This is a genomic window from Flavobacterium gyeonganense (assembly GCF_029625295.1).
GTDB lineage: Bacteria > Bacteroidota > Bacteroidia > Flavobacteriales > Flavobacteriaceae > Flavobacterium > Flavobacterium gyeonganense.
The window spans coordinates 854,538-877,276 of sequence record NZ_CP121112.1; the positions used below are offsets into that span (position 1 = coordinate 854,538).

The 22,739-nt window shown below is 33.5% G+C and carries 11 protein-coding genes; 2 read left to right on the plus strand and 9 right to left on the minus strand.

The genetic code is table 11. From position 1 onward, the window contains the following. Nucleotides 1-195: 195 nt before the first annotated feature. The 7 genes from P5P89_RS03545 to P5P89_RS03575 form a co-directional block, all read right to left on the minus strand. The gene (locus P5P89_RS03545; RefSeq protein WP_278010770.1) at nt 196-705 is read right to left on the minus strand and encodes an MATE family efflux transporter; all 510 of its coding nucleotides are present in this window, start codon (nt 703-705) and stop codon (nt 196-198) included. A gap of 8 nt (nt 706-713) precedes the next feature. Continuing rightward, on the minus strand, nt 714-1,622 hold the full coding sequence (locus P5P89_RS03550; protein ID WP_278010771.1) for a lipopolysaccharide biosynthesis protein: 909 nt from the start codon (nt 1,620-1,622) through the stop codon (nt 714-716). Nucleotides 1,623-1,651: 29 nt separating this feature from the next. Next, complete coding sequence (locus P5P89_RS03555; protein WP_278010772.1) at nt 1,652-2,383, minus strand: LbetaH domain-containing protein; 732 nt, start codon at nt 2,381-2,383, stop codon at nt 1,652-1,654. A 38-nt stretch (nt 2,384-2,421) separates the two neighbouring features. Next, nucleotides 2,422-3,504, minus strand: a complete 1,083-nt coding sequence (gmd, locus tag P5P89_RS03560; protein ID WP_278010773.1) for a GDP-mannose 4,6-dehydratase — start codon at nt 3,502-3,504, stop codon at nt 2,422-2,424. 76 nt (nt 3,505-3,580) lie between these two features. Beyond that, nucleotides 3,581-4,531: a GDP-L-fucose synthase family protein gene (locus P5P89_RS03565; RefSeq protein ID WP_278010774.1), complete on the minus strand. Its 951-nt coding sequence runs from the start codon at nt 4,529-4,531 to the stop codon at nt 3,581-3,583. Nucleotides 4,532-4,536: 5 nt separating this feature from the next. After that, nucleotides 4,537-4,962 (minus strand): adenylyltransferase/cytidyltransferase family protein, encoded by a 426-nt coding sequence (locus tag P5P89_RS03570; RefSeq protein ID WP_163400491.1) that lies wholly within the window; start codon nt 4,960-4,962, stop codon nt 4,537-4,539. Nucleotides 4,963-5,001: 39 nt separating this feature from the next. Beyond that, nucleotides 5,002-5,619 carry a hypothetical protein gene (locus tag P5P89_RS03575; RefSeq protein ID WP_278010775.1) on the minus strand — a complete coding sequence of 206 codons (618 nt, stop codon included), beginning with the start codon at nt 5,617-5,619 and terminating at the stop codon, nt 5,002-5,004. Between the two features lie 777 nt (nt 5,620-6,396). On the opposite strand from P5P89_RS03575, the gene P5P89_RS03580 reads away from it, so the two are divergent. Continuing rightward, a complete protein-coding gene (locus P5P89_RS03580; protein ID WP_278010776.1) occupies nt 6,397-6,663 on the plus strand; it encodes a hypothetical protein in 267 nt (88 codons plus the stop codon). Nucleotides 6,664-6,833: 170 nt separating this feature from the next. Further along, complete coding sequence (locus P5P89_RS03585) at nt 6,834-7,196, plus strand: hypothetical protein (protein ID WP_278010777.1); 363 nt, start codon at nt 6,834-6,836, stop codon at nt 7,194-7,196. Between the two features lie 177 nt (nt 7,197-7,373). Here the strand turns inward: P5P89_RS03585 and P5P89_RS03590 are convergent, their stop codons facing one another. Together P5P89_RS03590 and P5P89_RS03595 are read right to left on the minus strand one after the other, a co-directional pair. After that, nucleotides 7,374-15,638 carry a CARDB domain-containing protein gene (locus tag P5P89_RS03590; RefSeq protein ID WP_278010778.1) on the minus strand — a complete coding sequence of 2,755 codons (8,265 nt, stop codon included), beginning with the start codon at nt 15,636-15,638 and terminating at the stop codon, nt 7,374-7,376. A gap of 34 nt (nt 15,639-15,672) precedes the next feature. Then, nucleotides 15,673-22,629, minus strand: coding sequence for a leucine-rich repeat domain-containing protein (locus P5P89_RS03595; RefSeq protein ID WP_278010779.1), 6,957 nt, complete (start codon nt 22,627-22,629; stop codon nt 15,673-15,675). Nucleotides 22,630-22,739: the final 110 nt, after the last annotated feature.

The following is a 22,739-nucleotide window of genomic DNA, read 5'->3' on the forward strand; positions in this document are numbered from 1 at the left end:
GAATTGAGCTGTTTAAATAATAATCATTAGATGCAAAAATAATATCCATATATTCTAATTTACTTGATTTCAATATATCTTACATAGCCAACATCTGCACATTTTGGAAAACTCAAATTCATTTTTCACATAAACCAGCTAAAATATCAAAGTTAAATACCTCATGCTCAGCGTTTATTAATTAGAATTAATAAATTATTTAGATCCAATTTTTCTAAATCGGGTTATCAAAAGAATTCTATTACTTGGATAGCTTATCCAACATAGACTAAGAACTAAACAGCTAATTGCAAATTTTTCAATTAATGAATAAAAAATATTTTCAATTATTAAGTTACTGTTAAAACAAAGAATAACAGCTAATAAAATAGCAAAAAAAACTGGTTTAATAAATAGCTTCATAAAAATAGCAAAAGAGCTTTTTAATGCAATTTTAACCAGAACAATAAATATATTTAAAAAGCCTAAAATAAAAGCCATTAATAAACCATAACATACATATATCATATCTTTCATATAAAATATACCAAAACATATACCAGAAACCATAAAAATGGAATGCAAAACACCGGTGAAAAATAGTAGATCTGTTCGATTAGCAGCTTGAAAAATAGATCCAGAACTAGACAATACTACTTGAATCCCGACCGTTAATGATAAAACCTTAAATATAGGAATGCTTTGCTGCCATTGAAGTCCAAACAAAATATTGATCAAATCTGATGCTGAAAAAAAAGAAAAACAGATAAAGGGAAACCAATTATAGCTAAAAGTTGAACAACTCTACAATATGATGAAAATATCTTTGATTTGTCATTTTGAAATTCTGATAAAACCGGGAAAAGAACAGGTGTAATTACATGTGTTAAATTTTGAACAGGCATCAACATTAACTGATATGATTTATTATAATAACCAAGAGGCGAAGCTCCAAAATATCTACCAATCAATAAATTATCGGCATTTCTAGAAAAATAATTGATAAAATTAAACATAAACTGATAAACAGAGAATTTTAGAATTTTCTTAAGAGAAGATAGTTTAATATTAAATGTAACTTTAATCGGTACTAAAATAAAAAAAGACAAAAAAGAAAGGAAAGCATCTAAAATACTTTTGTAAATCAATGAATAGTAGCTATAACCATTCAAAGCAAAAAATACTGCCATACCACCACTAAATAACTGTATAAGTAAACTTATTACTGCTATCTTTTTAAAAAGTAATTTTTTAGTACATAAAGCCTTGGGGACTATTGAAAAAGAATAAAACAAAACACATATAGATAATAATCTTGAAATATTAATTAATTGTTGGTTAGAATAAAAATCAGCAATCATTGGAGCTAATAAGAAAAATAATAGAGCAAATACAGATCCAAAAATTAATGAAAGCGAAAAAAGTGATTTTATATCTTTATCATTCAAATTTTGATTCTGGATAATAGCTGGACCAAATCCAAAATCACTTAACATATTGAAAAATGTTATAAAAATTATGACTATAGCTACAATACCAAACTCAGTTGGAGATAATAATCTTGATAGTATTGCACCAATACCAATTGATATTAAAATTGATGAATATTTTGATATGGCAGTATAAAAGACTCCCCATATCATTTTTTTTAGTCGACATCGATTATTTAATATTAATCATTATTAGTTCTATCGTGTATTACGTTGTTGCTTTTTGAAACTACTACCTTATTTTTATCAATTATACAATTTGAGAGGGTAGTCCTGTATCCAATAACACATGAATTTTTAATTTCAACACCTTTCAATATTGCAACTTCCCTCCCAATCCAGCAATCATTCGCTATTGAAACAGGCTTTGTACTAGGCTTCTCAAATTCATATCCAAATATTGGATAAAAATTATTTGTTAAATCTCTTCTTTTTGAATCAGGATAGATGTTATGAGTATTTGTATCCCAAATTAAACATTTGTAAGAAATCTGATTGTAATCACCAATAACTACACGCTCATCCGCTCTGATTTCTGTTTCTTCATTAATATTATTATGACAACCAATACTTAATATACTGTCAAATCTACTCCAAATCGCACATCTAATACGATTAAAATCTCCCATAGAGAAAGAACCATTTATTGTTATAAAAATCTTAGAAGACAAATATCCATTATCAATAATATTATATTTCCCAATATCAACTTTACCTTTTATTTTCATATTGACATTCTTAATAACTGTATTATCATCAATATGTAATGTCGAATTTTCGAATATAACAATTTTCGAATTTTCAATTGTAACATTTTTACCAATATATATTTTAGATTTTTTATGACCTCTTACTATAGACTTAGTAAATAGAAATCTAAATTTAATTTCAAAAAATTTAAGTATCTTGTTCAAAACTATTTATTAAAATATTTAGTTCAAATTAGACTTCTTTAAAACAACTTCAAATCGCTTGCCACCATTTCTTTCACCAAAGCAGCCAAATCATATTGAGGTTTCCACCCTAGTTTTGTCTTAGATTTAGTAGGATCCCCAATTAACAAATCTACTTCTGTAGGTCGGTAATATTCCGGATCTACACGGACTACCACCTTACCTATTTCCAACTGATAAAGTGGATTATTACAAGATGCTACTTTAGCCACTTCATTTTCGTTTTCTCCCTCAAAAGTTAACGTTACTCCTATCTCTGCAAAAGCCATGATTACAAAATCTCTAATATAGGTTGTAACTCCTGTTGCGATTACATAATCTTCCGGTGTATCTTGTTGTAAAATTCTCCACATTGCTTCAACATAATCCTTTGCATGTCCCCAGTCCCTTTGTGAATTTAGGTTTCCTAGATAAAGACAATCCTGTTTTCCTTTTGCAATAGCTGCTGTCGCCATCGTAATTTTTCGGGTTACAAAAGTTTCACCACGTCTTGGAGACTCGTGATTGAACAAAATACCATTACAGGCAAACATATTATAAGCTTCACGGTAATTTTTTGTTATCCAGAAACCGTAAATTTTAGCTGCTCCATATGGAGAACGAGGATAAAAAGGTGAATTTTCATCATAGAAGCCTTTGTCATTTTTATTTTCTGCCATACCGCCATAAAGCTCGGAAGTAGAAGCCTGATAGATTCTGGTTTTTTCACATAATCCCAGGATTCTTACTGCTTCTAATATTCTTAAGGTACCTATACCGTCCACATTCGCAACATATTCTGGAGAATCAAAAGAAACTTTTACATGAGACATAGCCCCTAAATTATATATTTCATCAGGCTGCACTTCCTGAATTATTCTAATAATATTGGTTGAATCTGTCAAGTCACCATAATGCAACTTAAAATCTACATGTGATTCATGCTGATCCTGATAAATATGATCAATTCGCTGTGTATTAAAAGAAGATGCACGTCTTTTCACTCCGTGTACCTGATATCCTTTTCCTAATAATAATTCTGCTAAATAAGATCCGTCCTGACCTGTGATTCCTGTTATAAGGGCTACTTTTTGTGTACTCATTTATTGTTTTTTTAGTTACATTTCTTTTCAAGTTAAGATATTACATTCTTAATTCCTAACTTTTATTAATCTAAAACTACATTTTTACTTGCTTAAAAGCGTCTTTATTTCCCAAAAACCAATTATACGTCTTTTGGATTCCTTCTTCTAAATTTATTTTATGCTTCCATCCTAAATGATGCATTTTTGAAACATCCATTAGTTTTCTAGGAGTTCCATCTGGTTTTGTTGAATCCCATTTAATTTCTCCTGTATGGCCTGTAATCTTTTGAATGGTTTCTGCCAAATGCTTAATGGTTAAATCTTCACCTGTACCAACATTATATAAATAATCCGGTAATTTGTTTTCTAAAGCAAAAACAACTGCCTGAGCCATATCATCCACGAATAAAAACTCACGCATTGGAGTACCGCTGCCCCAAAGTGTTACAGGGGCATGATTATTTTCTTTAGCTTCATGAAACTTACGAATCATTGCCGGCAAAACATGAGAGGTATTTAAATCAAAATTATCGTGTGTACCATATAAATTGGTTGGCATTAAACTCACATAATCTTTTCCAAATTGATTTCTAATTGCCTGACAGGCTTTTACACCCGTTATTTTAGCAATTGCATACCATTCATTCGTTGGCTCTAAAGTATCCGTCAAAAGATAATCTTCTTTTAAAGGCTGTGGTGCTAATTTTGGATAAATGCATGAACTTCCTAAAAAAATAAATTTTTCAACATTATTTTGTAAAGCTGAATCGATCAGATTATTCTGGATTTGCATATTCTCCATAATGAACTGGTAAGGATAATCATTGTTGGCTAGTATTCCACCAACTCTTGCTGCTGCATCAATAATTACTTCGGGTTTTTCTTTAGCAAAAAAATCACGAACAGCTTGTTGATTGCGAAGATCAAGGTCTTTACTCGAAACCCCTATCAGATTTGTAAATCCTTTATCAGCAAGAATTCTCCAAATTGCACTTCCTACCATTCCTTTATGGCCTGCAATATAAATTTTTGTATTACTTTTCATGTTACTTAAATTACCTTTAATGCTTCTTTTTCTGCTACTACTTTTCGTAACCCACTGCTTGAAAAACGATGATCCCGGGTATTAAAATACAATTCAATTCCCTTAGATTCACAATATTCACGACCGGTAAAGTTTTTTTCCCGGTATTCATCTCCTAAAATTCGTACGTCAATTTTAAAAGATCTCAAAATATCTTCTAAATCCTGTTCTGTTGCATAAGGAACGATTTCATCTACGAACTTACATCCTTTTAATTGAATGTATCGTTCTACAACTGTTTGTGTAGGTCTGTTTTTTTCAGGACGATCTAATGTTGGATCTGTTTGTAAGGCACAAATCAAATAATCACATTGACGCTTAGCCTCTTCAAGCATTGTAATATGCCCTGCATGAAGCAAATCAAAGGCGCTAAAAGTAATTCCTATTTTCATAATTATTTTATGTGAAAATATATTTGATATTTCTTTCGTTTAATATGCTGAATCTGCATGGAAACGGTTTTGCCCCAAAGCAACCATAAAACCAAAAGTAAGTCCCAGATTACTTCCTGTTACATCTTTTCCAATTAAATTACCATTATAATAAATTTTTTGTGATAATATAGATTTGTAAGTCAGGTCTGCAAAAAAAGAGACTTTTTCATTTATAAAAATGTAGGGTCTTGCACCTATCATTAAAGCGCCTATCTTATCACGATTGAAATATTGACTTGACATTACTCCTGCCCCTGCTCCTGCATGAACAAGTAAACCAAATTGTCCTCCTGTATTACTGGATAATTCAATCAGATTACCTAAATTATAGCAAAGTTCTACACTTCCTATTAACTGATCACTTTTTTTAATACCCTTATTAAACTGATCAAAACTTAATAGCCCCATTACCCCTACATTCTCAGTAAACATATAACGGAATCCTCCCTGACCATGAACCAATGATAATGGTTTCTCTTTTCCAGATTGTGACAGTTGGGTTAAAGGAACAGCCATTCCGACTCCTCCTTCCATAAAAAGCTTGTCGTATCTAAATCTATATTGCGCTTGTGAAATTGTGGTAATTAATAATAAGGCAAAAAATATTCTTTTCATAAGTCAGGTAATTTTGGGATTGTTATATTTATAATTATTTTTTAAAGTTACTCTTCTCAATATTTAAACATTCAATATCATATTTAGCTGTACAATGTATTAAATTGCATTAACATGTTAAATTTCTAAAAAAACAAATCTCATCTCTAAATGTTAAAATCAAAATTACAATTTCAAAAATTTATAACAGTATTTTTCTCTATAATTTTAAAAAACATATAGCTTTGCGATATAGCTTCGCTAGTCTAACTCCCATATTTAAGAATTAGAAATAAAATAAAATTTGTGCAAATGTATTGACATTTTTTAGATTATATACTTAAAATCATCACTGTATAATGAATAATGCTTACACAAAAATACATTAATCTCATTATCAATCATATACAAAACATCACAAATTATAGTCATTTTGAAGATTTAAATTAAAAAATAAATTTAACTCAATTTAGCAACTCAAAAAAAATCATATTCGTTTTTTTAGTGTTAAATTTCCGACATAAAACAATTGAACCTAAATTTATTTTGAACCTAATTTGTAAATTATTTTATAAATTGTGAACAAATACCAAAAGGATAACTTTTAAAATTTAAGTTTATTGCATCGTTATTATGAAACAATGTTTATTTTTTTTACTCTTTTTCAGTTTTACAACTCATAGCCAAATTTTAGGATGTACAGATCCGCTTTCAAAAAATTATAATCCTAATGCAACTCTAAACGATGGAAATTGTTTGTACAAAAAAATCAACATAAAACCTCAATATTCATTTTTTTTGAATGATACTATTAAAGAAACATCAGGGCTTATTGCTTATGACCATTTATTATGGACTCATAATGACGATCATGATACAAATGTTTACGGATTAGACTCATTAGGGAAAATTAAAAAAAGAATAATTCTGAAAAATGAGTCAAATCATGACTGGGAAGAGATTTCGCAAGATAGTTCTTATATCTATATTGGGGATTTTGGAAATAATTATTCCGGAAACAGAAGTAACCTGAAAATTCTGAAAATCGAAAAAAAACATTTTTAGAAGAAGATCCAATCATTGAAACAATTTCTTTTGCTTACTCTAATCAAACCGACTTTGATAAAAAAAAAGCAAACACAACTGATTTTGATTGCGAAGCTTTCATTGTTATAAAAGACAGCATTTATCTGTTTACAAAAAAATGGAAGTCATCAAAAACCAGTATTTATAGTTTGCCAAATAAACCCGGAAATCACACAGCGCAATTAAAAGAAACATTAGATTCAAAAGGGCTAGTCACAGGCGCAACTTACTTAGAATCAAAAAACCTAATTGCTCTTTGTGGTTATTCAACAAAAGGTAAACCTTTCATATATCTCTTATACGATTTCAAGAATCATGATTTCCTATCAGGAAACAAACGAAGAATTAATCTTAAACTTTCTTTTCATCAAGTAGAAGGAATTACAACTGAAGATGGTTTACATTATTATTTAACCAACGAAGCTCTAATTAGAAAACCTATCATAAATGTCAGACAACAAATACATTATTTTGATCTAAGTTCAATCCTGAATTCATATATTAATAAATAATTCGATAATCGAATTATAACAGATTACTTTTCTAAAATTATATCCTCTGCCTCTGAATCACTTCTCAAATAAGAACTGTTAATAGAAAGGGATTGAATAATGTTGATTTCCAACTTTTACTTATAACATAATAGTAAAAAGATGAGCAATAATGCTCATCCGTTTACTACATAATTTCTATTTAATGAGGAATTTAACTTTGTACGTTTTCTCACTGTTGTACATGATGAGATAATACATTCCCGATGACTTTAAATTTGTATGAATAGTACTTTTTATGCTATCCGAAAGTTCTACTTTATCCTGCTGGTAAACAGCACGCCCATTTACATCATATATTGTTAATTTAAAAAACCCTTCGTTACCTGACAACGCCAGCGTAAAGGTTCCATTGTTTGGAACCGGGGACACAATCAAACCGTTTTTGCTATCAACAGGAGTATCAATTGACAACGTTGCATCAACTTTTACTTCTATAGAAATCGTTTTGCTGCAAGATGCTGATGTTGAATATGAAAGTGACAGATTTTGGATTCCTTTGTCTTTCCATTTAATGGTTACGGTATTACTTTTTTGCTCTACAATTTCACCGCCTGTTACATTCCACTCATATCCTGACAGATTTTGTGTTGCCGTATAGGTTGTAATTGAATTTGCTTCGGTAATAATAAGGTCTCCGTTTATCACTGCAGAAATTATAGCAGAGGATTCTACATTTTTGTAAACGATTCCTTTTCCTTGCAAACCACTCGATTTTTTGTTCAGTTTTGACAAATCAATTCCGAACGTATGATCTCCGCTTAGTTTTTCGATTCCACTAACTTCAAATTCCTTATCAGAAATTTTAGTCAGAGTCAGTTTTTCATTTGAAACAGAAATTCCTCCTTTCTTAACTACTAAAGCATCTTTTGTAAATACCGAAACTGTAATTTCACTATCGAATGTTATTGCTAACCCATCGGTTTCTGAACAACTATTATTTAAACTTAAAGGAGAAATTGCAGCACCAAGATCAACATTATCCAGATATGCTTCTATCCGAACTGCGTCGCTTGAGTTGCCAAATTCGTCATAAGTAATAGCTTCAAAAGTATTTTTACCACTATATCCATTTATCGGAATAAAGATTTCTTTCGGTGTTTCCTGATATTGTTTGCTTACTAAAATTCTGCTTTGCGGAGTTATGACATACAATTCTACATTTTGTTTGTTTTCAACTGTGGTAAGCGCAATTTGCAAATCGTTGCCCGATGTTATATTATCTGATGTTGAAATTCCTCTATCTGGCGTTATGCGAAGGTTAATCGGAGCGAGCGGTTTGTCAAATTTTACAGTCCAGTTTGTGCTTGAAGCCCCGCTTCCAAAATTCCCGGAAAGATCCACAAAATTAGACTGATCAATTACAATTTTATAACCTCCTGCAGTTTGTGTGTATTCTCCCAAACCAGAGATTGCATAATGCAAATCGTCTTGTTTTGTTACATTAACAATGGCATTCAAATTGACACTTCCTTTAAATAAACTCACCCAGTTTTTATCAAAAGTATTTAATGGTTTGTTTAAAGTAATCAACATTTCTGTAACGTTTTGACTGTTAACAGCACCCTGATATTGTGGTACAAAACTTTTCACTTCCGGGAGCAGGATATCTACTTTCCAATTATGAGACTGTACGATTAATCCCTGTGTATTGTCTTCTGCTTTTATCGAAGGCAAATCCACTGTCAATTCATAATCACCGTTTTCTTTGTTATATTCGCTTAATCCAACAATAGTATATTTCAGATTATCATCCGTTACAATCGAAATATTATCGAGTGTATTTCCGTTTAATTTCAATTTGTCTTTTGTAAACTGTGCTGGTTTAACTGGTTTATTAAACAGAATTTCAACACTATTTAAAGACTGTGATTGTGTTTGATCGTTCTTAAACTGGACAATTCCCAGTTCGCCAATTATCTGAATCCACGAAACACTTTTCCCTTCATTTCCTTCATTTCCTTCAGGATCTTTTATACCTGCGCATTGCACGGTTAATTCATAATAACCTGAGGCAATTGCAATAGTTTTGGTATTTAAAACAAAAGTAGAGTCGTTTACTTTTCCTATTAGACTATCATCAAAAGCCAGTTTTTTACCCTGATGAATTAAAGTGATATTTTGCGATGTAAACGTATTCGGATCAATCGCTTTATTAAAGTTTACCTGAACAGATTCCAGTGCTTTTGTTGTGGTCGAAGGAATATTTCCAAACGAAATTACTTTTGGAATATTTGTATTTATCGGCGTATAGTATAGTGTGTATTTCTCTAATCCTGATATTTTATCAAGAAAGTGAAGATTATTCTCATATTTGGGTTCTAATCCATCTTTTAACGTTATAAATGTCTGCCAGAAATTCTGAAGCGGCAATTCAAGATTATCACTTATTCTGACTACTCTTTCCAGTTTGTATCGATCAGATCCCGGATCTGCCAAATTACCGTAATTCCATCCTGTTTTAGACGAATTCACAGTTAAAGTCGTCGTTAACTGACTTGGTGAAATTACGTTAGAGACCGTTCCAGTGTTTACTTTATACACTTCATCGCTGTCACCATTTGAATAATAAATAGCATCCGGTGTATCTTTTGTATCGGCAATATCATTTACTAAGAAATCACCAACGTTGTCATGTCCTGCCTGATACGCTTTTACGCTCTTGATTAATTCGTGAACATACGACGCTTTAATCAGGCTTAGGTTTTTATTTCCGTAACTGCTTAAATGTTTGATTTGAAGATCGTATTCAACGAAATGGCCTAACAGTGAACTTGTAAACCACCATTGTCCCAAAGCATTTTTCTGAGGCTCAATGTTTCCAAAATCAACATTCAATAAACCTAATTGCTTTGGTTCATTGTTGAAGTTACTTCCAACAATTTCAAAATCTATTAAAAGCCCTTTTTTATTTTCTATAATTTCCGGCTGAACAGATTCTACCTGAACATTTTTAGCAATTCCGTAACCTTCGTTTTTAATCAATAAAGCCATTTCTGCTGGAACAATTGGCTCGACCTTATCCGTTAAAGGATCGTCTCCCAAAATATCACGCTGCATGAAATAATGCATTACTAAGTCCGGACTCGGATTTACTTCAAGTGTTACAGGAAATAATTGAACCGTTACTTTATCACCAGTACCTGGATCTGTATAGGATAATGTTCCGCCAAAAGAATACGATTTTGACACAGTTGGTGCTGCTTCTTTGGTTGGAATAAAAATTACCGTTCCTGCCTTACTGCTTTGAGGACCAACAAGTCCGGTTCCGCTCAGGAAAGCATCTTTATTGATTTGGAACAAATGCGTCATATCATTTCCGGCCTCGTCTCTGATCAATAAGTCTAAATTAATGTCTTTGATTGTGTTGCCACTGCTGCCGTTATTCATCGTTAAAGTTCCTTCAAAAGCTTCTCGCGTCATCGTTACTTTCTGAGAAAATTTAACCGTTACTGTTGCACAGACTGATGATTTAGAAGCGGCTTCATCTGTATATTCTTTGATATCAGCCATATCTTTATTGTACATTTCTTCTGCAGAAACAAAACCTCTTTTTTGATAGTGATCGATTAAAATTTTTCTTGTCCTGTCGTATTCTTCAATATCGTTTTTATTGATGATGTCTGGATATTGCACATTAGGAATTTTGATGCCTTTATTCCATGCTTCAACTGTTTTATTCCATCTGCTGCAGAAATTATCTATTTCCTGATTGGTAATATCACTGCCTGAGAGATTCGCTTTTATTCTGGCAACATCTGCAACTGTAAAGTCTTTTTGAGCATCAAGACTAATCGAAACTTCTTTCATAAAAGCATGAAAATAGGTGCTTTGTAATATTCTGTCGTTGCCCAGATATGCCTTTAATCTGTTTGTTAATGCATTTTGCGCATTGTCCATGATATAAAAATCATTGTACATCGTATCTAAAAAGCTGTTATTAGCTGATTTACCTGATGAAACCACATCATAGATACAGGTTTTAAGTACTGATACCATACCAAAAATACAGCCCGGAGGTCCCGGAATACATCCGCCAAGCGCAATTGCCTGGTTTACTCCGTCTCCGTTTACGGTTGCAAGCCCTAAAAGACATCCGGCAACGTTTAAAGCCGGAACAGGTACACAACCAAACACCATTCCTATTACTGACGTAATACAAGGATTATCACACACTGTAGGAAGTGCAGTGATGATGTTGCCAAAAGCATTCCCAATTGGAATTAAAGGCCCAAATCCGCCACCATTAAAATTAGGACTTCCGCCTCCGGTTGTAGGTGCGCTTGGAGTAGAACAGGTCAATACATAATACGGTTTGAATGCCGCAATGTCCTGCTCTGTTTCGCAAACATAAGTTCCTTTTGTAATTAAATTATAACTACAGGTTTGATTGGCACTGGCACTTTTCGAACTCGATACTGGTCTTGTAATAAGCACGGGAATAATAATTGAGGTTTTAGGGTTTAAAACATCAAATTTTTCAATCATTAGTTTAAAGTTGAAATCTCCCTGACTGTCTATATTAACCTTAACATTTGATAAAGCGATTAATCCGTGGTTGGTCACTGTAACATAACTCATTCTGCTTTCGCCGACATTTAGATCTAAAACCGGATTATCAATATCAATTACAATAACAGGTTTTGGTACGTTTGTTTCAAATTTTACCACCAAATCTGACTGGTACTGATCTTCAATTTCTGTTGGTTTAACCACCCATTCGTAACTTACAGCCTGGTACGAAATAAATACTTTTTGTGTTGTAACTTTTCCCGGATCTATCAGTAAATTATTTTGGTAGGTGTCGTGTTTATCTGCCGTTACCGTTACGGTATAATACCCTTCTGGTATTTGCGGAGTCTGGAAAATCCCGTTATCATCTGTAATTCCTTCTGCTAAAATAACCCCCGAAAAAGGATGGCGAACCACTACTTTTGCGCCCTTTAAATGTGGTGCCTTTTCGGTATTATACGTATATTCATCAACCACATCAATCAATAAAGAACCAGTAGATTCAGAAACAGGTTCTATTTTAAACGGAATACTAATTCCGCCCCCGTTTGAAGGATTTAGTGCTAAACTTCCGAATAAGGGGACATTTAATTGCTGTTTGTCTGTTGGAGCTAATTCAAGTATTATTTTGACAACTTCATTTGGTGCAATCTTTTCAATAACCGATGGACTTTTTAATTTCATCCAGTCTAGTTTTGGCAATTCAATCTTAACATTTTCTGCATTTACACCTCCCGAATTTGAAACAGAAAGTTCATAATAACGAGAAGTTCCTTTAATCATCGTGGTATTAATGCTCACCGGATTTGCAATTAATTTTGCCGATTGCGCCTTACAATGATAAAAAGCCAGTCCGGCTAGTTTTGCTCCTTCATCTGATGAAATTGTAAAATTGATGTTGTAATATTTTTGTTCTGCCGAAGCTTTATCAGTTAAAATAGTATATGACAAAACACTTTCCTGTCCAGCAGATAAGGTTAAAGGATCGGTTTGAATTGTAAATCCTGCATCTGCAGGAAGTGCAATTTTTATATTGGTTAAAGCCGTTTTACTATTATTCTTTAATCTGAATTCTCCTTTATAAGGCGTTTGTGTAACAACATCCCACTTTAAAAAATCTGTTGGCTTATTCATCCATTCAAAACCAATAATATCAAATTCTGCCTGAGTTGGATTAACAGTCCCCGGATATCCTGCACTCAAAGCATAATGTCCGCTTTCTGCTTCTAAGGGTTCAAAATCGTAAGCAAAATTTCCTGATGTATTTGTTTTTACGATGAACGAGCGAACAAAAGTTCCGTTTGCAATTGTGATTTCTATTTCTTTATTTGCTGCAACCGAATTGTTCAGCATTTTTGCCGATCCGGTAATGTGAACGGTTTCTGCCGATTTATACACTGTTTTTGTTACCACTGCAGTTGCAGAATAACTGGCGTGCAGTTTAATCGAAGCAAAAGTTTCGTTGTTGGTAAGGGATAATTCGTTTAGTTTCTGATCGCGGTTAACCGTTGCAATTATAAAATAATTACCCGCCTGCTGCGGCAGTTTAACTAATTGTTTTAATTCGATATTTTTTCCTGATTCAATATCATTGATAACATCAATACTGGATAAAAGAATTCCGTTTTTAACTTGTTTGTCTTTCGAAAGAAAGAATTCAACCTTTGATCCTTTGGTAAAAGAAGCAAATCCCTGATTGGTTACCGTCACATCGATTTCGATATTTTCACCTCCGCCCGTTTCAGTTACCGTATTTACGGTACTAATGATAGCGTCAGGCTTATTTTGATCTGTAACTAATATCCACGAAAAACCAGATGCAAAACTGTCGGCTTCGGCTGCTAAACGCACTGTTTGATCTCCTGTTTTTGTAACATCTATTTTAGTGCTTATCCAAACTTCTACACTTTCACTCCCAACCGGAATTGTTACCGTTGCAGGCATCGTCACAATCGTTGGTGAATCGCTCGACAGTTGTACCAAAATCGCTTTTGATGTGTCGACAGTATTTCTGGCAACTGTAATTTTGGCCACATTCTCTGCCCCTGCTTTTACCGTTGAAGGATTTGCTTTCAGGATTAAAGTTGGCCCATTACTGTCAAGAATAGTGATATTTTTGCTGATTGTACTTCCGTTGCTTCCAGCTGGAACAGTACAATCACACGATGCAATATACACCTCAGCGGTAACGTTTACTGTTTTTGTGCCGTCTACAATTCCATTATTTATCGCACCGATATTAAATTTTTTCTGATTTACATTGGCAGGAAAATCAATAACCTCAGGCAAAATCAAGGCGTTTACAATACTTGGTTTTAAACGAATATTGGTCGCAATATCCGATTTATCTACACGTTTTATTGTCGCATAAGTCGCATAAACGCCATCGGCTTTAGATATTGTTGTTGGACTTATTTCCAATTCAAAAATCGGAATATTTGAACTTTTTAAGACAACTTCTGTATTTCCTGCCTGAAAACCTTCAGCTCTCAAAGTCAATTTTCCAGTTACCGTGGCTTCAGGAATTTTATTATTTTTTACAGTTATATCGAAAGAAACTGTTTTGCTTCCCGCAGGAAGTACAATTTCCGTCGGAACAATCCAACGTGAATTCTGATCTGCCGAAATCGTAAATTTTGCATCAGTACTTTTTGCAAAATCACTTTCCAATGTGACCGTAATAACATCACCATCTGTTGCTGAAACTTTAGAAGGCGTTAACGTTATTACCGAAAATTCATTATCAATAATTTCGATATCATCAGAAACTGGTGTATAATCATTTCCTGACAGCGTTAATTTTATAGTTCTGTTTCCGTCGGTTACCGTATTGTCTGTTGGTTTAATGTAAAAGACAACTGATGATTGATCTTTTGCAATTTTTACCGCTGCATCAAATCCCAATTGACCCAATTGAGATGCTACAATATCATAATTTTTATCCGTGCTTCTGTCGCCGCTCTGGGTTAAGGTTGCACGGATAACTTCTGTAGAATTTTCTGCAATACTTTTCTTGTCCAACGTCAAAAAAAGTACTTTTTCCAATACAATAGCATTAGCCGCCGTAATCTTGTTATTTGCTTTTAAACTTTCTGGTTCTTTTACCGAAGTATTGGCAATAAGATTGATTCTGACTTTTACATTTCCATCAATTCCTAAAACTTTAGGCAGAGTAAAAGTTGCATTTCTGCTTACGGATTTCTTTTTGTCTAAATCCTCATTGTACGAAACCTTTCCCAGATTATATTCTAAACCTGTAGCATCAGATACTATGCTTACTTGTTCTATCCATCCGCCAGAGGCAATTTTTTCTCCAATATTATCAACGCTCCACGCAACCGTAATTTTTCCTTCGGGAGTAATTTTTGTATCGTTTGACGTTATGTTTGAAATCGTTAAATCCGGAAATTGCGCTGTTGCAATTGTTAGTATTCCGTTGGTATGATTTGAACCAATATCAACCGCATTTTTAGAACTCAAAACAACACTCGAAAGACCCAGATTATGGGTTTGCCCTTCTATATAATTTAATGGAATCTCAATAGGTATTTCTAATAAGGCACCACTGTTTCCTTTAAAAGACTCGCCTGTCAGCGAAAGAATGATAAAGTGATAATTTCGCGGATTATTCTTCTCTATATTAACATAAATGGCGTGATCGCCTTTTCTGCTTTCGATGATTTTGCTTTCTTTTTCAGAAACCAGTAATCCTTGCGGAACGGTCAGTGTAAATTCGGCTCCAACAACTTCAGCTGAATTTGCGAGGTCAATTACGATTTTTGATTTATCTCCTGGTCCGGCAGCTGCGTTTACCAATTTCAGGCTGTTTTGCCCAAAAGTAAGTGTTGCAAAAAATAAAGATATAAATACAAGAAAAAGTTTAATTTTCATCGGTTCGGGTTTGTTATATATCATTTCGTTTATTTTATTGTATTAGCATTTTTCCGGTTAATCGTCTTAGATTTGCACCAGTTTGTATTTTAATTGTATAAAAATAGATTCCTGAAGAAAGTTCTTTTCGTAAAAACTTCAGTTCCTGTTTTCCTTTAGAAGTGCCTAAATTTTCCTCTACACGAACAATCTGCCCTCTGGTATCGTACACTATCAGCGATACTTTGTCTGCATTTTCTGCCAGTTGATATTGTATTGTAGTCTGCTCCATGAACGGATTCGGATAATTTACAACTAGATTATTTTTTTCAGAATCAAAATCATCAACTCCCAAAGTCTTACCGGTAATTTTATAACTAAGTTCGTTTGCTTCATGATCTGATATCATAGCCGAAACAATTGTTGCATTCGCAGTCAGTTTTGCAATCGCCTGTTTGCCGGACAAGATTTTATCCATCGAAAAACCAATAATACTTACTTCATCATTCTGTTCAGCAATCGATGCGGTATACCCAATTGCTGAAAGCATTTCTGTTACCTTAGTTTTCGAAATTCCTTTTAAGCGAATATCAAAGGCGGCAGCAGAGTTTGTTTCACTTTCTATAAATAAAGTATTATTTTCAATGCTTAAAACCGTATTTTCTATTGAAGCCAGTTTGCTTGTATTCGCTTTTTTCTCCTGAGTTCCTGCCTGAATTTTGTTGATCTGTAAAATGATATCCAGAATATTTAAGTTTTTATCTTTGTTTAAATCTGCAGCGCCATAATTAAAGAATTTTGGTTTTTGGTTTAGCGTATAATTCAAAGTGGATTGTATGTCAAGAATATTTACAATTCCATCCAGATTCGTGTCGCCTTCTCTATAGGTAATTGCATAGCTTATGACACTATTTCTGGCAGAACCTGCAATTTGCCTCAGTTCTAAAGTTTGATTATTTGGCACATTCCATTCGCTCAAAATACTGGTCAGTTTTATTCCGTCCTCTGGTATTGTAACCATCTGGAAATAATCTTTCAGCGTCATATTATACGATTGCGTTGCATTAAACAACGAGTTCGTATGGTCATAATGATTTATTTTTCTGTCTGTAATTGTAGCGTTTAAGGTTAAAGGCAGTTCTCCCAAATTAATTTTCTGGCGATCCATTTTAATAGTTACGTTTACCGCAAATGCTGCTTCAATTCCTGTCAGTTCATTTTCAGAAAGATCAACTGTTTTTAATTTTGTAATTTTAGTTACGCTTTCCGGAATCGTTCCTGTCAGCTTATTACGATTTAAAGAAAGATTTTGCAATTCTGTAAACTTGCTTAATTCTGGACTGATATTTCCAGTAAGATTATTATCTGTCAGACTTATCGAAATTACATGTCCATCGTTTGTGATAACGCCTTTCCATTTTTTCTCGTGAAGATTATTTGAAGAAATGTCCCAGGGTTCTTTCCAGCTTGTTCCTCCGGCACTTTGAAAAAATGCTAGCAAAGCGTCGTATTCTGGTTCGATTAAAGGTGTTTCAGAACCGTCGGCAATACCTTTAAATTGTAAATACGTACCCTGTGAAGTTCCTGTTCTTTGCCAAATCGTAATTTTGGCTCCGGCCGGAATACTCGAAATGGCAATATTTGGAAAAGTAAGTGTGTTATCTACCGCCATAGCTTCGGATATTTTGAAATTATTGGCTTGTAGTTCAAACAAATATTTCCCACTGAAATCTTGGTTTTCTTCATTATAAGTTGTTATTGATGGAAGATCAACTACTATTTCATCGCCTCGCAAATACAAATATTCATCTTTTGTAATAATCTGCCCTCTAAGGTTTACATAAACCTGATCGGGATTATAAGTAAATGGTTTTTCTAAAGCGTCAAAACTATTATTCGAAAGATCGATTTGTTCGATGTTGATAAAATCATTCAAATGTCCCGGAATGGTTCCTTTGAATAAATTTCCTGAAACAGATAGTTTTTTCAATCCTGAAATTCCTGATAAATTTGGTAAAGTTCCTTCAAATTTATTCGATTGTAAATTTACCGTTTTCAAATTTTGAAGATTCCCTATGTTTGCCGGAATCGAACCTGTTATCGCATTCGTTTGTAAATTCAAAGTTTCCAGATATGCTAAATCAGACAATTCTGCCGGAAGCGTTCCCGAAAGATTATTTCCTGCTAAACTCAACGATACAACGTGGCCATCTTTTGTGCCAACGCCGTACCAGCTTACTTCGTGCAGTTTATTTTGGGAGATATCCCATTTCTGGGTCCATTGTGATCCGTTTGTGCTTGCATAAATTTTCTTTAGAATTTCAAATTCCTCGTCTGTCAATGGTTTTCCAAACACAACTTGTGTATAATTTATGGAAGTTCCCTGAGCAGTTCCGTCGTTCTGCACAATCCTAAGCTTGTCAGTTACTTTAATTCCGTACAACGCAATATCCTTAAAAATCAGTTTTCCTTCACTGTTTGAATAATTCGATGTTTTACTTACACCATTAATATAAAGTGTAAAATTATTTTTGTTATTGACAACGCCCCCATTTGCAGAAAATAAAAAAGTACTTAATGTCGGAAGCGTGATTACCAATTCGTTTGCCCCAACTTCTATCGTAGGAACCGTAATGGTTTGATAAGAGAAATCAGCTGTTTTTAAAAGTGGTAAAGCTGCTACAACTTCATTTACTTCTTCAATAGTATTATTGCTGATATATAAAGTTTTTAAAGCCTGTAACTTATTCCATGAAGACGGTATTACGCCCTTTAACTTCGAATACCTTACATCTAAAGACTCCAAAGCTTCTAATCCGGAAAGAATTCCCAAATCTGTAGCACTTAAATTTTTCGAATAACTTCCTCCGTATAAAGAAAGGTTTTTTAAGTATTTCAGGTTTCCAAAAGATGCCGGAATCGCTCCAGCAACATTTGAGGTATTGTTTAAATTAAGTCCGGTAATATGCCCGTTTTGAATGCTTACTCCATACCACGCGCCTTCGTGCAGATTATTTTCGGCTGTTACCCATTTATTGTTCCAGTTATTGCCCCCCATTGAATTGTAAAAATCAACCAAAGCCTGATATTCGGTATCCGGAATTTTAGGCTGATCTACTTTTACATTCTTAAAATAAATATTCGAATAATAAGCTGCCCCCTGAGCACCATCATATTGCTGATATAAATACAGTTCATCTCCGGTTTTTAAAGTCGCCAGATAGTCTGCAGGAATTGTAATTGTTCCGTCTCCCGCAACGGTTAAATTACCTCCAACCTGAGATCCTTTTACATATAGTCTAAATTGTCTTTGTGCAGAAAAATCATTCGAAGCTTTGTTGTACAAAACCGAATTTGGCAAATTACTCACTTTTACATCCGTTCCTTCGTATAAAAAGTTTGCAATACTTAAAGTTTGCGAATTCATCTCCAGATAAACCTCACTGGATAATAATCCTAAAATCGTTGCCACTTTATTGCCTGACAAATCCAAAGTTCTTAAAGCGGTCAATTTTTCTAATTCTTTAATTAAAACTTCAATTTGATTTGAAGATAAATTAAGCGTTACTAATTTTGTCAAATCTCCTGCCGAAGCCGGAATTGCTTTTATCTGATTTCCTGATAAATTAACCGTAACCAAACTTTCCATTTCGCCAAATTCTGCAGGTAAAGCTGTAAGTGCGTTATGGTCTAAATATAAAGTTTTTAAGTTTTTGAGTTTGCTCCACGATGATGGAATGTCGCCTTTAATTTTGGTGTATCTTAAGTCTAAATATTCCAGTGATTCTAACTCTGACAAAACATTTAAATCTGTAGTGTTCAAATTAGTACCATAACTACCACCGTACAAGGAAAGTGTCTTTAGGTATTTTAAATCACCAATAGAAGCCGGAATTGCACCCGAAACACCATAATTATTATTCAGGTCTAATCCTGTAATATGTCCGTTTTCGATGCTCACTCCATACCATGCCCCTTCATGTAAATTATTTACAGAAACATTCCATTTATTGGTCCAGTTTGTACCGCCCATTACGGTATAAAAATCAACAAGTGCCTGATATTCTGCATCCGGAATTTTGGGCTGATCTACTTTTAAATCCGTAAAATAAATTCTTGAATAATACGAACTTGAATTCCAGTCGTAATTTTGATACAAATACAATTCATCGCCCGTTTTTAAAGAAGCCAGATACGTTGCTGGTATGAGAATACTTCCATCCTCTGCCATTTGCAAATTATTGACAACTACATTTCCTCGTAAATACAAATTAAAAGTTCTTCTTGACGAAAAATCATTTTGGGTTCTGTTGTATAAAACAATATTTGGGAAATTTTCTACCTTAACATCTGTTCCTTTATAAATAAAACCGGCTTTGCTTACACTTTGCGAATTCAGTTCAAGATATACCTGAGAATTCAGTAAAGCTACAATAGTCGAAACTTTATTACCTGAAAGATCTAGTGTTTTTAAAGTGGTGATGTTTTCGAGCTCCTTTATCAAAACTTCTATTAAATTTGAAGATAAATTCAGCGTTACCAAATTGGTCAGAGTTCCTATAGATACTGGAATTGCTTTTACTTTATTTGATGCAATATCCAGTGTAACCAAACTTTCCATCGAACCTATTTCTTCCGGTAGCGCTGTAAGATTGTTGTAACCCAAATAAACTGTTTTTAACTTTTTCAAGTTAGCCCACGTTGCAGGAATATCGCCTTTAATTTGAGAATATCTTAAATCCAGGGATTCCAGAGACTCTAATTCTGAGAACACATTTAAATCTGTTGTGCTTAAATTTTTGCTGTAACTTCCTCCATAAAGGGAAAGGTTTTTCAGGTACTTTAAATTACCAATAGAAGCCGGAACTGCACCGGAAACACCATAATTATTATTCAGGTTTAATCCTGTGATGTGCCCGTTTTCTATACTTACGCCAAACCATGCACCTTCGTGAAGAGTATTTTGGGCAACATTCCATTTATTGGCCCAGTTAGCACCATTCATTGCATTATAAAATTCAACCAAAGCCTGGTATTCTGCATCAGGAATTGTAGGCTGATCTACTTTTAAATCAGGGAAATAAATTTTGGTATAATAGGAACTTCCTGATCCGTCGTAATTTTGGTATAAATACAATTCGTCACCGGTTTTTAGCGAACCCAGATAGTTTACCGGAATAGTAAGACTTCCGTCTTGCTGCATTTGCAGACCAGTAGCAACCTGACTTCCTCTCAAATACAAATTAAAAGTTGTCCTTAAAGAAAAATCATTTTTCCTTCGGTTGTATAAAACAACATTCGGAAAATTTTCTACCTTAACATCAGTTCCCTTATAAATAAAGTTTTCCATACTGATGCTTTGCGAATTGAGTTCAAGATAAACCTGAGCATTCAACAATGCCAGAATAGTCGAAATTTTATTGCCCGAAAGATCTAATGTTTTTAAAGTATTGATGTTTTCCAGTTCTTTAATCAAAACTCCAATTTGGTTGGAGGATAAATTTAGAGTCACTAAATTTTCCAGATTCCCTGTTGAAACAGGAATGGCCTGTATTTTATTTGAAGTCATATCAAGCGTAACCAGACTTTCGATTTCGCCAATTTCTTCAGGCAGTCCCGTAATAGCATTGTAACCCAGATTCATCGTTTTTAGTTTTTTTAGCTTGCTCCATGAAGATGGCACTGCACTTGCAACCTTACAATATCTTAAATCGATTGTTTCCAGAGACTGCAATTCTGAAAGCACGCTTAAATCTGTCGTACCCAGGTTTTTTGAATAATTTCCACCATAAAGCGAAAGATTTTTAAGATATTTTAAATTCCCGAAAGATGCCGGAATTGCACCGGAAACATTACTGGTATTACTAAGATTAATTCCTGTAATATGTCCGTTTTCAATGCTTAAACCATTCCATGCTCCCTGATTAAGATTATTTTCGTTTACATCCCATTTAATGTTCCAGTTGTTGCCGTTCATGGCATTATAAAAATCTACCAACACCTGATATTCTATTGCAGATACTGCCGGCTGGCTTACCTTTATATTAGATAAATAAAAACGGCTGTAATATGCGCCGCCATCAATACCGTCATATTGCTGGTACAAATAGACTTCGTCACCACTTTTTATACTTGCCAGATAGGACGAAGGAATCGTTAAACTGCCATCTTCTGCAACGGTTATGACGGTTCCAATCTGGCTACCTCGCACATAAACAACATATTGCCTTCTTGCTGAAAAATCACTTTTGGTTTTGTTATAAAGCATAACGTTTGGGAGATTATCAATCTTTAGATCAACACCTTTATAAATCAAATTCTCAATATTTACTTGTTGAGAATTTAATTCCAGACTCACCTGATTTTTTAATAAACCGACAATTGTTGTAAGCTTATTATTCGCAAGATTTAAAGAAGTCAATGCTGCTAAATTTTCTACTTCTTTTATAAGAATCTGAATTTGATTTCCGGACAAATCAACTGTAACCAAACTCGTAAGTTCACCAAACTCTGGTGAAAAACCTGTAATAGCATTTTCGCTCAAATACAGTGTTTTAAGCTTTTTTAGCTTGTTCCATGAAGCAGGTATGTTTCCTTTTAATTTACAATATCGCAAATCAAGAGTTTCCAGTTCTTCTAAACCTGAAAAAACACTTAAATCAGTGGTATTTAAATCTTTTCCATAACTTCCTCCGTACAGTGAAAGTGTTTTAAGGTATTTTAAATTCCCAAAAGAAGCAGGAATTGTACCGGATATCCCACTTGTATTATTTAGATTAATACCTGTAATATGCCCATTTTCCAGTGTTATCCCATACCAGGCAACTTCATGGAGATTATTTTCTCTTGTATTCCACTTATTACTCCAGTTAGATTCACCTGTTGCTTTATAGAAATCTACCAATGCCTGGTATTCAGAATCTGGTACAGGAATATTTAAATTGTTTGTTTCGGCAAATAGTGATAGAGTGCTAAAAAGGCAGAGCAATCCGATAAGTAGTTTTCTTTTCATTTATAATTATTTTATAATCAGACAATTATGCTTAATCAAATTTAAAACGCAACACAAAAGTAAGAAAAATATTGTGTTTTAAATGTTAAGGCCATTTTACTTAATCATAA